Raw genomic sequence first — 13,866 nt, 5'->3', positions numbered from 1 at the left:
TCCCATATCGTCGTTTATTTACCGTTTCCGGCGACGGTGTCGCCTTCACGCGTTAGCCACCAGGCCCCTAAAATTGGCAGTGTTGTTACCAGCATTACCAGCAATGCCACAACGTTGGTAACAGGCACATCTCGTGGGCGACCCAGTTGATTGAGCAGCCACAGCGGAAGTGTTCTTTCATGTCCGGCGGTGAACGTTGTCACGATGATTTCATCAAACGACAAGGCAAACGCCAGCATGCCCCCCGCCAGCAGTGCTGATGCCAGATTGGGCAGCACGACATAACGAAAGGTTTGCCAGCCGTTGGCGCCAAGATCCATAGACGCTTCAACCAGACTCCATGAGGTACGGCGAAAACGCGCCACGACGTTGTTAAAGACAACCACCACGCAAAACGTCGCATGCCCCACCACGATCGTGAGAAAACCCGGTTCCAGGTTGATGGTCTTAAATGCCGTCAGCAGTGCCAGGCCGGTAATAATGCCCGGCAGCGCAATCGGCAACAGCAGCAACAGCGATATTGCGCTTTTACCGAAAAAGTCCCTGCGCCACAGCGCAGCCGCCGCCAGCGTACCCAGTACCAGAGCGATTGCTGTCGACAACGCGGCAATCTTAAGTGACAACGTCACTGATTCAAGAATATCGCTACGCTGCGCCGCCACGCTAAACCAACGTAATGTCAGTCCCTGAGGCGGAAAACTAAAAGCAGCCTCCTCTGTATTAAAAGCATAGGTGCCGATGATGAGGATGGGAAAGTGCAGAAAAAGAACCCCTCCCCATGCTGCCAGTTTGAGTAACCAGGGTGCGCGTTCAGAGTGCATCGAAAGCTCCCAGACGCTTCACGAACGCCAGATACAGTGCAATTAAAACAATGGGCACCAGAGTGAATGCCGCCGCCATTGGCATATTGCCGATAGCCCCTTGTTGCGAATACACCATGTTGCCGATGAAATATCCCGGCGGTCCCACCAGTTGCGGCACAATAAAGTCACCCAGCGTCAGTGAAAAAGTAAAGATAGAACCGGCGGCTATACCGGGTATTGCCAGCGGGAAAACCACATAGCGGAAGGTTTGACGAGGACGCGCGCCCAGATCGGCCGATGCCTGCAAAAGCGAGGGCGGAAGCCGTTCCAGAGCAGCCTGAACCGGCAGGATCATAAAGGGAAGCCAGATGTAGACAAAAACCAAAAAGCGCCCTAATCCCGATGTTGACAGCGTATTACCGCCGACAGCCGGCAAGGTGAGGAAAGCGGTCAACAGTGGCTCCAGCCCGAGATGGGTTAGAAACCACTGCGCCACGCCGTCTTTCGCTAACAGCAGCGTCCACGCATAGGCTTTGACGATATAGCTCGCCCACATCGGCAACATGACGGCAATGTAAAAAAAGGCTTTCATTTTGCCACTGGTATAGCGCGCCATATACCATGCCATCGGGAACGCCAGAATGGCGCTGGCAATCGTCACCGCCACCGCCATTGTCAACGTTCGCACAATGATGTCGTAATTAGCCGGATTAAACAGCGCCTGCAGATTCGCCAGCGTCAGGTCTGGCGTCACCGACATAGTGAAATCGTCGAAGGTGTAAAAACCTTGCCACAACAGCGTCAGCAACGATCCAAAGTAGACGATGCCAAACCACATCAGCGGCCCGAGTAGTAGCAAAAACAGCCCAAGCCCTGGATTACGCCAGAAGAACCCCGAGATACGGTTCAGCTTTGTCGGCTGTGCTGGCGAATGTATGACGTTCATAGCCATTCACCTCTCCTCTACCAGCGGAACCATGACATCGCGTGACCACGATGCCATCACCTGCTGACCCGGCGACAGCGCCGACGGCAGCCTTTCTCCCGTCAGGTTCGCCTGGCTCACCAGCAACTTTTCACCACCGGCAAGTTTCAGTTCAAAACGCGTCACCGCCCCCTGGTACTGCACCGCCTGAATGACACCCCGAGCCTGAACCTCGCCCGCCATATCATTTAACCGAATGTGTTCCGGGCGCAGCGAGAACATCCCCTGTAAGCCACAGACGTTTGCCGACATCGCTTCGTCAAAGACGTTTGACGTACCTACAAAACTCGCCACAAACGGCGTGCGCGGACGCATGTAGAGTTCTCGCGGTGAATCCACCTGCTCGATACGACCATTGTTAAATACCGCCACACGATCGGACATTGACAGCGCCTCACCCTGATCGTGGGTGACAAAAATAAAGGTGATACCGAGAGACTGCTGGAGTTTTTTCAGCTCCAGTTGCATCTGTTCGCGTAGCTTGAGATCCAACGCGCCAAGTGGCTCATCCAACAGCAGGACGCGAGGCTCATTGACCAACGCACGGGCAATCGCTACACGCTGACGCTGTCCACCAGAGAGTTGTGATGGCTTGCGCTCATAGACAAAGCCGAGCGCAACCTTATCTAACGCTTCGCGTGCCCTGGCATGACGCTGCTTTTTATCAATGCCTTTCACCATCAGCCCATAAGCCACGTTGTCGAGAATCGACATATGCGGGAATAGTGCGTAATCCTGAAATACCGTATTGACGTCCCGTTCCCAGGGCGGTAATTCACTGGCTTGCTTACCAAAAATTTTAATTGAACCGCCCGAAAGCTGCTCAAACCCTGCAATCATGCGCAGACAGGTCGTTTTGCCGGAGCCGGATGGCCCCAGCATAGAGAAAAACTCACCATCATTAATTGCAATACTTACCCCATCAACTGCACGAACATCCCCGTACAGACGCGAGACATTATGAAACTCCACTGCGTACGTCATAAAACCCCCAGCGGAATTAACGACCGCCCATAATGGCGATGTAATCCTGCGTCCAGCGACTGTAAGGAACGAATTTTCCACCTTCTGCGATTGGCGTTTTCCAGAAAGCAATTTTGTCGAAATAGCTATAGCCGTTGGTTTCACAGCCTTTTTCGCCCAGCAACGGGCTGGCTTTACAACCTTCAGGGACTACCGGCAGAGATCCAAACCAGGCTGCGACGTCGCCCTGAACTTTCGGGGTTAATGACCAGTTCATCCATTTGTAAGCACAAACAGGATGTTTTGCTTCGCTATGCAGCATGGTGGTGTCAGCCCAACCGGTGACGCCCTCTTTCGGGAAAACCGTGGCGATTGGCTGGCCTTCTGCTTTCAGGGCGTTAGCCTGATAAGGCCAGGCGCTTGATGCCACCACACCTTCGTTTTTGAAGTCACTCATTTGCACAGTGGTGTCATGCCAGTAGCGATGAATCAGTGCGTGCTGATCGCTCAGGACTTTGATGACCGCCTGATACTGTTTCTCGGTGAGCTGATAGGGATCGGTGATACCCAACTGCGGTTGAGTGGCTTTGACGAACAGCGCCGCATCGGCGATATAGATCGGGCCATCGTACGCCTGGACTCGCCCTTTATTGCTTTTTCCGTCCTCAAGTTTTTGCTCGACGAACACCACTTTCCAACTATCTGGCGGCGTTGGGAAGGTTTTGGTGTTATACATCAGCAAGTTGGGACCCCATTGATAAGGAGTGCCGTAAACTTTCCCACCGACGTTAAACCATTCCCCTTTGACCACGCGCGGATCGATAGTTTTCCAGTTTGGGATAAGCGCAGGATTTATAGGCTGGACACGTTTGCCCATAATCAGACGCAGTGAAGCATCACCAGAAGCCGTCACCAGGTCATAGCCGCCTTTCGCCATCAGGCTCACCATTTCGTCTGATGTGGCCGCTGTTTTAACATTGACGGCACAACCGGTTTCCTTCTCAAACTGCGAAACCCAGTCATATTGTTTATCGGTTTGTCCGCGTTCGATATAACCTGGCCAGGCAATAATATCCAGGCGCCCTTCCGGTTTATCTAATGATGTTGGGGGTTCGGCTGCATGGGCTGTCATCAGCGTCATACTGAGTGCACACAAGCTACTGAGGGCAAATTGCTTGCTCATAACGTCTTACTCCTGTCGAAAAAATATTGAGCGGCAGCCTTGCCGTAAATATATGTCCTTTCCTAAAAATAGTCGGGGTGTTGAAAGCGTTCCTGCTGGCGCAAGGAAATTTAATCAGGTTGTGAGCTAACGCTCATTACGCCACGGGTTATAGCAAAGTAATTTAATCTTCTGGAGTATAGACAAGGAGTTAAGTGCCATGGTGGCACCAGGAAGAACTATTGATATTTCGTATGGTGGCACCTGATATAAATAACATCAGGGTTTAACATTCACTATTTCTAAAATAAGAATGCGCTATTCTTTTATATTGAATAGCACATTCAGTTTTATTTCATCATCTCGCGAATTAATTTTCCAAGCTGTTTAACCGCCTGTTCTTCGCGTTCACCCCAGTGCCATGCGGTATTAAAACGAAAGAAACGTGACCATGTCCCCGAGGTTGAAAACATCTTACCTGGTGCGATGCTGATGTGGTGCGCCAGCGCCTGGGTGCTGAGTTCTCCCGCATCCAGCGGTTCTGGCAGTTCGAGCCACAGAAAATAGCCGCTGTCGTTATGGTGTATTTTGACCTCTGCCGGAAGATGACGCAGCAACGTTTGCCAGGCCTGCTGTTTGCGTTCCGCCAGCTGACGACGCAGCCGTCGCAAATGCGCGTCATAACGCCGGGTCGACAGGTAGTCCACCAACGCAAGCTGCATTGGGGAACTGGTGGATAAGGTGCTCATCAACTGGAGTCGCTGAATACGACGGGCATGTTTCCCGGCAGCAACCCAACCGATGCGAAATCCGGGGACCAGACATTTCGAGAAAGATGAACAGTGCAACACCCTGTCTCCTCGATCCCACGCTTTAGCCGGCAGTGGTTTCTCCCGGCCAAAATAGAGTTCGCTGTAAACATCATCTTCAATCAGCATCACATTGTATTTTTCCAGTAATGCGACCAGATGGGCTTTTTTCCGTGCGCTGAGTGTAAAACCCAACGGATTTTGGCTGTTGGTCATCAGCCAGCAGGCTTTGACCGGGTACTCCTGTAGGGCCTGCTCCAGTGCGACAAGGTCGATTCCGTCCTTCACGTCGGTGGCAACGGACAACGCCTTCAGGCGCAATCGCTCCAGAGCCTGTAATGCGCCGTAAAAACACGGATTTTCGACAATCACCCAATCCCCCGGCTCAGTGACCGCCTGCAGGCTCAGGTTAAGCGCTTCAAGTGCGCCAGTGGTGATCACAATTTCATCCGGAGAAAGGGTCATTCCCTGTTGCGCATATCGACGGGCAATAGCATGACGCAGTTCATCATTTCCTGGCGGCAGGTTTTCGATAACACTCATGGCGGTAGCCGTTTTACTCACCTGAGCCAGCGAGCGATTAAGCTGCTGAAGCGGAAATAAGCGTGGATCGGGGAAAGCGGATGCAAACGGCATCACGGAAGCATCACGACTGGCCTGCAGCATGTCAAAGATGTAGGTGTTGATATCCACGGCCTCATCGCGCATGACCTGTACCTGCGGTACGGCGGCTTCGCGTTCGGGGCGCGCGGCAACATAATAGCCCGACTGCGGCCGGGCGATGATCCGCCCCTGACTTTCCAGCAGTTGGTAGGCATGCCCCACGGTCATAAAACTCATCCCGCTGCTTGCCACCTGCTCGCGCAAAGAGGGCAACCGATCGCCTGGTTGCCATACGCCAGACGCGATTTGATCGCGAATTTGCTCCGCCAGTCGCTGGTATTTCTTCATTTTTCGTCCTGATATTCGGTATCGGTGACAACCTCTGTATATATCAGTCTACATAAATAACGATTTTTTCAGAACTGTTATAGTTAACAGTTTTACAACATCGTTAGCGAAAGCTCTTTGCCTGAGGCCCGGGCAGCTATCTGTACAGCATCAATTTTCGGGGTGTGCTTTAAGGCGAATAAACAGGTGATGTTCACATAGTCATCAGCACCGTCAATCACCGCAGACCACGGGATAAACCCATTATCGTCGAAGTAAAATTCAAATGCGGGACCAGATTGCATATCAGATCGTGCGACCTATAACGGCAGCACAACTGTTATGGTTAAAAAGAACTGTTCTGTTTCTGCCCCACATTTCGCCAGGGGCTTAGAATTGCGCCAAATCAATTTTGCCTGCGGAGTTAAGCATGTTCGGTCTTGACGCGTTTCACCTGGCGAGGATCCAGTTCGCGTTTACGGTGTCCTTTCACATCATTTTTCCGGCCATTACTATCGGTCTTGCCAGCTATCTGGCGGTACTGGAAGGTCTCTGGTTGAAAACCAAAAATCCGACCTGGCGTTCGCTGTATCATTTCTGGTCGAAAATCTTCGCCGTAAACTTTGGTATGGGCGTAGTGTCCGGGCTGGTGATGGCTTATCAGTTCGGCACTAACTGGAGCGGTTTTTCTGAGTTTGCCGGGAGCATCACCGGGCCGCTGCTGACCTATGAAGTGTTAACCGCCTTCTTCCTCGAAGCAGGCTTCCTCGGCGTAATGCTGTTTGGCTGGAACCGTGTGGGGGCAGGCCTGCACTTCTTTGCAACTTGCATGGTTGCGCTGGGGACAATTATTTCTACCTTCTGGATACTGGCCTCCAACAGCTGGATGCAGACTCCACAGGGCTATGAAATCGTCAATGGACAGGTCGTTCCCGTCGACTGGTTCGCCGTTATTTTCAACCCTTCATTCCCATATCGTTTGTTGCATATGTCCGTTGCCGCTTTCCTGAGCAGTGCGCTGTTTGTCGCAGCATCAGGGGCATGGCATTTATTACGTGGGAATAACACTCCGGCTATTCGCGCCATGTTTTCGATGGCGCTGTGGATGACGCTGATCGTCGCCCCGCTGCAGGCATTGATTGGCGATATGCACGGGTTGAATACGCTGAAGCACCAGCCGGCAAAAATTGCCGCGATTGAAGGACACTGGGAAAATCCGCCCGGCGAACCGACTCCGTTGCTACTGTTCGGCTGGCCGGATATGGAGCAGGAGCGCACTCGCTATGGGCTGGAAATTCCGGCGCTGGGCAGTCTGATCCTGACCCATAGTCTGGATAAACAGGTCCCGGCCCTGAAAGAGTTTCCTAAAGAAGACAGGCCCAACTCCACCATGGTGTTCTGGTCGTTTCGCATTATGGCGGGGCTAGGCATGCTGATGATCCTGTTGGGTGCGTTTGCCCTGTGGCTACGTTATAAGCAGCGTTTATACACCTCGCGCGCTTTCTTGCGCTTTGCCTTGTGGATGGGCCCTTCCGGTCTGATTGCCATCCTCGCTGGCTGGGTGACCACTGAAGTTGGCCGTCAGCCGTGGGTGGTTTACGGTTTGCAACGCACAGCGGATGCGGTTTCCGCACATGGTGATTTGCATATGAGCATCAGCCTGCTGGCTTTCTTTGTGGTTTACAGCTCGGTCTTCGGTGTGGGTTATAGCTACATGATTCGCCTGATCCGTAAAGGACCACAGGAAGATGATCCGACCCTCCCGCCAGCTGGCACACCCGCACGGCCGCTTTCCGCTGCCGTCCTCGATTCTCAAGCTGAGGCACATCGCTAATGGGTATTGATTTATCAGTTATCTGGTTCGTTATTATCGTGTTCGCCACGCTGATGTATATCGTGATGGACGGCTTTGATCTCGGGATCGGTATTTTATTTCCCGCTATTCAGGACGCTGATGACCGCGACGTGATGGTCAACAGCGTCGCACCGGTATGGGATGGGAATGAAACCTGGCTGGTGCTGGGCGGTGCAGGATTGTTTGGCGCATTTCCTCTGGCCTATGCAGTCATTGTCGATGCACTGACGATCCCACTCACCCTGATGCTGATTGGCCTGATTTTTCGCGGCGTTGCCTTTGAGTTTCGCTTCAAGGCCACGCCGGCGCATCGACCATTCTGGGATAAAGCCTTTCTGGGCGGTTCAATTCTTGCCACGTTTACCCAGGGAGTGGTCGTGGGCGCGGTACTCAACGGATTTTCCGTCACTGGCCGCAGCTACAGCGGCAGTCCGTTTGACTGGTTAACGCCTTTCACGTTGTTTTGCGGGCTGGGACTGGTGGTGGCCTACGCCCTGCTGGGGGCAACATGGCTGGTGATGAAAAGCGAAAACCCGCTACAGGATAAAATGCGCAGTGTGGCAAAAAAACTGCTGCTGGCGATGTTGGCTGTCATTGCCATTATCAGCCTGTGGACGCCGCTGGCGCACAGTGCCATTGCCGATCGTTGGTTTAGCCTGCCAAATCTGTGGTTCCTGATGCCGGTGCCGCTGCTGGTTGCGCTAATGAGCCTGTGGCTGTGGCGTTCTCTGGGCCAGCAGCATAGCCATGCCCCGCCATTTATATTGACGCTGGGTTTAATTTTTCTCGGTTTCAGCGGGTTGGGGATCAGTATCTGGCCACACATCATTCCACCGTCTATTACCCTTTGGCAGGCGGCGGCTCCGGCGCAAAGTCAGGGCTTTATGTTGGTGGGCGCACTGCTGATTATCCCGATAATCCTGGTGTACACCTTCTGGAGTTACTACGTTTTCCGCGGCAAAGTTCAACATGGTGAGGGGTATCATTGATGGAACAATCAATCTGGAAACGTCTGATGTGGTTGGTGATCCTGTGGGGGGGAAGCGTATTGGCTCTGGCCGCCGTCGGTATGTTCTTTCGCTTACTGATGACGGCGGCGGGATTTAAGTCCTGATTTTCCCCCCGGTAACAACCGGGTCGCGCTGCGCTTCCCGGTTTTAACAAATCCTAACGTTGACTAAACAAAAATGTAAAAAACATCGAATTGGCAAAACAGAGATTGCCATTAACCCGATTAAAATATTGAATAGTCACCTGACGAAATTATCGCCAATTCCGCAGCTAACGTACCAGAGGGTGCATGATGTTTAAGAAAGGGTTAACGGTGTTATTGCTGGCCAGCGCGCTTTTTTCGGGTCAGCTTTTCGCTACTAATCAGGGACATGAATATCTTCAGGTGCAGGATGCCGATCACCTATTACGACACACGGCCGACAGCGATGAGCTGCGAGTAACGGCGGAAGAATCCGCCGCCGATCTTCGCGAGCACCACCACTGGCAGAAATCACGCAAACCCGATATCCATATGAGTTAACCGTCAGCCTTTACGCTTCGGCAGCGTCTTCATCAGGTCTTCGGGGCTGACGGAAGCCACTACGCTGCCCGGCAATGGCATCTTCAGGATGTGATGTTTCATCTTGCCGATCACGTGCATTTCGCACGGTCGGCAATCAAATTTCAGCGTCAGCACTTCATCGCCATTTACCAATTGCATCGGCGTGGCTTTCCAGCTCTTGATATTCCCTTTCGCCTGTTTCGGACACAGATTGAATGCAAAACGCAGGCAGTGCTTGGTAATCATCACCGGAACATCGCCCTTTTCTTCATGCGCTTCATAAGCTGCATCAATCAACTGGACGCCATAACGGTGGTAAAACTCACGCGCTTTATGGTTATAGACGTTAGCCAGAAAACTCAGATGCGTTTGCGGATAGACCGGTGCCGGCTGGGCAACAGGTTTACGACTGCCACGCCGGTAGTTTTCCAGACGCGCGGCATCCAGCATGTCGATGGCTTCACGGCGCAACTGATTCAGTTGACCATTCGGTACAAACAGCGCGCCCGGCAGATTCACCTGAATATTACGGGCGTAGTACATCGTCTGCCCAAGTTTTGCCAGTCCGTCCTGTAGGTTACTCAACGCTTTTTCCGCATTGTTCGCTTCCTCAAACTGACCATCCAGCGTATGGGTGATACTCACACCGTCTTCACTGGTCAGCGTCAGGATCAACTGTTCCTGCCAGCCGCCCAATTCAATATCAACCGCGACACGGCGTTCGCTGGAGGTTTTGGTCAGCGCCTGTTGCCAGTTATGATCAAGGTTGCGATTCAGCGGATGGTTAGCACGAACTTTGTGCAGATCGGCAGGCATTTCATTCGGCCACACCCGATAACGATTGTGCCCGGTTTTTTCAACGGTATTAGCGCGAAATCCCACGACCTCACGCTTGATTAACACGTTCAGGCCATCCCCGTTTGCCAGCGGTTCCGTCACGTCGACATCAAGATAATCCTTCGCCACCTTCAGGACTTCACCCACTGGCAAGCCAATGAATTTAGGTGAGTCGAATGCACCAATGTCGCCTTTACGGGCATTTACAAAATAGTCAGTGCTACCGCGGTGGAAGGTTTTCTCCGTAGATGGCGTGAAGAAATGCTCAGTGCGACCTGCAGATGAACGAGCCAGATCGCCGCGTTCTTCGATGATGGCATCCAGCATCTGCCGGTAATGTGCAGTGATGTTTTTCACATAGCTCATGTCTTTGTAGCGCCCTTCAATTTTGAAGGAACGTACTCCGGCATCAATCAACGCACCGAGGTTGGCGGTCTGATCGTTATCTTTCATCGACAGCAGGTGTTTTTCATACGACACCACCCGGCCCTGATCGTCTTTCAGGGTATACGGTAGTCGGCAGGCTTGTGAACAGTCGCCGCGGTTAGCACTGCGCCCGGTTTGCGCATGAGAGATATAGCACTGGCCTGAATAAGCAACGCATAACGCACCGTGGATGAAAAACTCGATCGTCGCGTCCGTCACCTGATGAATCGCGTGAATCTGCTCAAGACTCAGTTCGCGCGCCAGTACAATCTGCGTGAATCCGACATCAGAAAGAAACTTCGCCTTCTCGACGCTGCGAATATCACACTGGGTGCTGGCATGTAGTTCAATCGGTGGGATATCCAGTTCCAGAATCCCCATATCCTGCACAATCAGCGCATCAACGCCAGTCTGATACAAATCGGTAATTAACCGCTGAGCAGGTTCCAGCTCATCATCATGCAAAATCGTGTTCAACGTCACAAAGATTTTCGCCCCATATCGATGAGCGAATGGCACCAGTTCAGCGATGTCTTTCAGGCTGTTACTGGCGTTATGACGCGCGCCAAAACCCGGTCCGCCAATGTAAACGGCGTCAGCACCGTGCAAAATGGCTTCACGCGCAATGGCGGTATCCCGGGCCGGACTTAACAATTCAAGGTGATGAGGTTGCTGGCGCATACAGTTGTTACCATCCACAAGCGGTAAAAATGGCGGCTATTGTAGTCAGAAGCGCGACATTTCGGAATAGTTTTCCCGATTAACCGCGTGGGTAATGGATCAGAGAATGAAAGTGAACCGTCTGTTCGCTGCTGTTATGGTAACTATGTGCAGTATCACCCGCAAAACGGACACCCTCACCCGATTTAATGGTTCGCCACTGTCCGTCAATGCACATATCCAGCAGGCCACTAATCACCACTACGTGCTCAATCACACCGGTTTCATGCGGTGTAGATTCACTCAACGCCCCCGGTGCCAGCAATATTGAAAAATGGTCAAAACAGAGTTGTGGGTCCCATGGAAACAGCGGTGTCACTACCATTGCCTGCTGTTGGGGATCAAAAGTCGCTGTGCCTTCTGACTCTGGTGGTGAAATAAACGTCGAAAACGGCACGTTCAGTCCGGTGGCAATTTTCCATAGCGTCGCCACTGTTGGGCTGGATTCATTGCGTTCTATCTGCCCCAACATGGCTTTGGAGACACCCGTTTCTTCTGCCAGACGCGACAGACTCCATTCCCGCTGGTGACGTAATGTCCGGAGCGTGGTAGCCAGATAGTGGGTTAAATTGTCCATTGTCGCCTTCCTCTATCTCCTGTTTCTGTCCATCAGCTTATCACTTGTACGCTATAACGCACAGTGCTACAGTGAATGACCGTTATAACGCACGCGGAGTCGCTATGCGCACATTATTAATCCCTTTGCCCACCGTTTTATCGGGTTTTGTTGCCGTGCTGGTCGGCTATGCCAGTTCTGCAGCCATCATCTGGCAAGCGGCGGTAGCCGCAGGCGCAACGACCGGGCAGATTGCGGGCTGGATGACCGCACTGGGAATCGCAATGGGCGTGAGTACGCTGGCATTGTCAGTGTGGTATCGTGCTCCCATCCTGACCGCCTGGTCTACGCCCGGTGCTGCACTGCTGGTTACGGGTCTGCAAGGCGTGACCATTCAGGATGCTATCGGCGTTTTTATTGTTGCTAACGCGCTGATAGTCCTGTGTGGTGTGACGGGGTTGTTTGCACGTCTGATGCAGATAATCCCACACTCACTGGCGTCGGCAATGCTGGCTGGGATCCTGCTGCGTTTTGGTTTGCAGGCATTTAATAGTCTTAATAATGAGCTTCTGCTGTGCGGCAGCATGCTGCTGGCGTGGCTGGTGTTAAAAGTTGTCGCGCCCAGGTACGCCGTCATTGCTGCCATGCTGGTGGGTACCGCCATCGCACTGCTAAAAGGTGACATTGTCACTTATAACATTAATTTATCTCCGGTGATGCCTGAATTCATCACCCCCCACTTTTCTCTTGCACACAGTATAAGCATCGCATTGCCGTTCTTCCTGGTTACCATGGCATCACAAAATGCTCCTGGCATTGCCACCATGAAAGCGTCAGGTTATTCCTTGCCCGTTTCACCGCTGATTGTCTTCACTGGTCTGTTAGCGCTGCTGTTTTCACCTTTTGGCGTTTACTCTATTTGTATTGCCGCCATAACCGCGGCAATTTGCCAAAGTCCCGAAGCACATCCTGATGCCAAACGACGTTGGCTCGCCGCCGCATCGGCAGGCGTTTTCTATCTTCTGGCTGGTGTATTTGGTGGTTCGGTCACAGGACTGATGGCGGCCCTGCCCGTAAGCTGGATCCAGATGCTGGCTGGCCTTGCTTTACTCGGTACGATTAGCGGTAGTCTGTATCAGGCATTGCTTCATGAAGCGGAGCGAGATGCTGCAATCGTCACCTTTCTGGTTACTGCCAGTGGTTTGACCTTAATGGGGATTGGCTCTGCGTTCTGGGGATTAATCGCCGGAGGGATATGTTATGCCACGCTGAGATTATCGCGACGCACGTAATTGCGTTGGCGTCTTGCCCGTCATCTGCTTAAACCGATTGCTAAAATGGCTTGCTGAACTGAATCCACAAGCCATCGCGATATCCGACAAGCTACGTGAAGAATAACGGACCAGTTGCTGCGCCAGCGCCATACGACGCTGCATAACATACTGATGCGGGGCCATATTCATCGACTGGCGAAACATTCTGGCAAAGTGGAAATCGCTTAGTGCCGCTTCGCCTGCCAAATCGCTGAGGGTCATTGGGTAGGCCAGATGCGCGTCAATATAGGCCAGCACATTGCGCAATGTGGCTGGCGCAAGCCCACCGGTTACCACCGGCGGCCGCCATTGAACGTTGCTGTAATGTTGAATCAGATGCGTCAGCAACAGCGAAGATGCCGCGCTGAGCGTTAGATGATTAGCCGGTTGCTGCCAGTCATTACCCAGTAAAAACTGGCGATAAACCGCCGTGATCCCCGGATCGCTGCCGAACGTATGTTCGTCCAGCGTGAAGCTGTAAGGGTTTTTGTCCCAAACTTTCTCACCCACTTCCCGCAAATGCGCGTCGGTACAATAAAGATGTACAAAGGAAAGATCGTCACGAATATCCCAACTGGATTCGCTCTCTTTCGGCATCAGGCAGAAGCGATCCGGGCCGCCGCCGTTTTTCCAGCCCCCTGCCGTCTTGTGATAGCTTTCGTAGCCATCCGCGATATATAAACTGAGCGTGTGGTGATCGCAATACTGAGTGATGGTGTCGCGCTTGTTCGACCACGCCGCCAGTTGGATCCCCGAATGTAACGCAACCGACTCATGCAGCACGGCATTATGTTTGCGTAAGTTTTCAAAGGCGCCATAGGGCTGAGACATACCATCACATTCAAAATAAGTTAGCAGGCTTTCAGTCTATATCAGCTACATGTTGTTAACAGCCTCCTTTTCACTTTCGCGAGAAAAAAAGCGCAAGATTTTGCAAGTCTGCCGCAATCAG

Annotated in this window: 14 protein-coding genes; 5 read left to right on the top strand and 9 right to left on the bottom strand. The window is 52.4% G+C overall.

Annotation, left to right across the window (positions count from 1 at the left end; genetic code table 11):
- Window positions 1-14 precede the first annotated feature (14 nt).
- The 6 genes from G8S19_RS10850 to G8S19_RS10825 all read right to left on the bottom strand — a co-directional run bounded on the left by G8S19_RS10850 (window position 15) and on the right by G8S19_RS10825 (window position 5,957).
- A complete protein-coding gene (locus tag G8S19_RS10850; protein ID WP_005126751.1) occupies window positions 15-821 on the bottom strand; it encodes an ABC transporter permease in 807 nt (268 codons plus the stop codon).
- Window positions 811-1,755: an ABC transporter permease gene (locus G8S19_RS10845; protein ID WP_005126750.1), complete on the bottom strand. Its 945-nt coding sequence runs from the start codon at window positions 1,753-1,755 to the stop codon at window positions 811-813. Before G8S19_RS10845 ends, G8S19_RS10850 begins: the two co-directional genes overlap by 11 nt.
- The gene (locus tag G8S19_RS10840; protein WP_253686556.1) at window positions 1,756-2,772 is read right to left on the bottom strand and encodes an ABC transporter ATP-binding protein; all 1,017 of its coding nucleotides are present in this window, start codon (window positions 2,770-2,772) and stop codon (window positions 1,756-1,758) included.
- Window positions 2,773-2,788: 16 nt separating this feature from the next.
- The gene (ydcS, locus tag G8S19_RS10835; protein ID WP_048211602.1) at window positions 2,789-3,934 is read right to left on the bottom strand and encodes a putative ABC transporter substrate-binding protein YdcS; all 1,146 of its coding nucleotides are present in this window, start codon (window positions 3,932-3,934) and stop codon (window positions 2,789-2,791) included.
- A 329-nt stretch (window positions 3,935-4,263) separates the two neighbouring features.
- Complete coding sequence (locus tag G8S19_RS10830) at window positions 4,264-5,673, bottom strand: PLP-dependent aminotransferase family protein (protein ID WP_061067941.1); 1,410 nt, start codon at window positions 5,671-5,673, stop codon at window positions 4,264-4,266.
- Between the two features lie 92 nt (window positions 5,674-5,765).
- A complete protein-coding gene (locus tag G8S19_RS10825) occupies window positions 5,766-5,957 on the bottom strand; it encodes a hypothetical protein (RefSeq protein WP_185963983.1) in 192 nt (63 codons plus the stop codon).
- Between the two features lie 125 nt (window positions 5,958-6,082).
- Between G8S19_RS10825 and G8S19_RS10820 the strand changes: the two genes are divergently transcribed.
- The 4 genes from G8S19_RS10820 to G8S19_RS10805 all read left to right on the top strand — a co-directional run bounded on the left by G8S19_RS10820 (window position 6,083) and on the right by G8S19_RS10805 (window position 9,041).
- On the top strand, window positions 6,083-7,486 hold the full coding sequence (locus G8S19_RS10820) for a cytochrome ubiquinol oxidase subunit I (protein WP_115643373.1): 1,404 nt from the start codon (window positions 6,083-6,085) through the stop codon (window positions 7,484-7,486).
- Entirely contained in the window at window positions 7,486-8,496 is a 1,011-nt protein-coding gene (gene cydB / locus G8S19_RS10815; protein ID WP_101742157.1) for a cytochrome d ubiquinol oxidase subunit II, read from the top strand. The genes G8S19_RS10820 and cydB overlap by 1 nt, the downstream gene beginning before the upstream one ends.
- A complete protein-coding gene (locus G8S19_RS10810; RefSeq protein WP_124021191.1) occupies window positions 8,496-8,621 on the top strand; it encodes a DUF2474 domain-containing protein in 126 nt (41 codons plus the stop codon). Before cydB ends, G8S19_RS10810 begins: the two co-directional genes overlap by 1 nt.
- 189 nt (window positions 8,622-8,810) lie before the next feature.
- Window positions 8,811-9,041 carry a DUF2554 family protein gene (locus tag G8S19_RS10805; RefSeq protein ID WP_048211598.1) on the top strand — a complete coding sequence of 77 codons (231 nt, stop codon included), beginning with the start codon at window positions 8,811-8,813 and terminating at the stop codon, window positions 9,039-9,041.
- Between the two features lie 3 nt (window positions 9,042-9,044).
- Here G8S19_RS10805 and G8S19_RS10800 read toward each other — a convergent pair whose 3' ends face one another.
- Together G8S19_RS10800 and G8S19_RS10795 are read right to left on the bottom strand one after the other, a co-directional pair.
- Window positions 9,045-11,006 carry a U32 family peptidase gene (locus G8S19_RS10800; protein ID WP_116360062.1) on the bottom strand — a complete coding sequence of 654 codons (1,962 nt, stop codon included), beginning with the start codon at window positions 11,004-11,006 and terminating at the stop codon, window positions 9,045-9,047.
- 79 nt (window positions 11,007-11,085) lie between these two features.
- The gene (locus tag G8S19_RS10795; protein ID WP_048211596.1) at window positions 11,086-11,622 is read right to left on the bottom strand and encodes a helix-turn-helix domain-containing protein; all 537 of its coding nucleotides are present in this window, start codon (window positions 11,620-11,622) and stop codon (window positions 11,086-11,088) included.
- Window positions 11,623-11,726: 104 nt separating this feature from the next.
- On the opposite strand from G8S19_RS10795, the gene G8S19_RS10790 reads away from it, so the two are divergent.
- On the top strand, window positions 11,727-12,893 hold the full coding sequence (locus G8S19_RS10790) for a benzoate/H(+) symporter BenE family transporter (protein WP_048211595.1): 1,167 nt from the start codon (window positions 11,727-11,729) through the stop codon (window positions 12,891-12,893).
- On the opposite strand, the gene G8S19_RS10785 is transcribed toward G8S19_RS10790, so the two are convergent.
- Window positions 12,876-13,745 carry a helix-turn-helix domain-containing protein gene (locus G8S19_RS10785; RefSeq protein ID WP_101742154.1) on the bottom strand — a complete coding sequence of 290 codons (870 nt, stop codon included), beginning with the start codon at window positions 13,743-13,745 and terminating at the stop codon, window positions 12,876-12,878. The two genes, G8S19_RS10790 and G8S19_RS10785, sit on opposite strands and share 18 nt — an antisense overlap.
- Window positions 13,746-13,866 lie beyond the last annotated feature (121 nt).

It is taken from the genome of Citrobacter sp. SX206 (genome assembly GCF_024181025.1).
GTDB lineage: Bacteria > Pseudomonadota > Gammaproteobacteria > Enterobacterales > Enterobacteriaceae > Citrobacter > Citrobacter youngae.
This window is presented reverse-complemented; position numbering and strand designations above follow the sequence as displayed.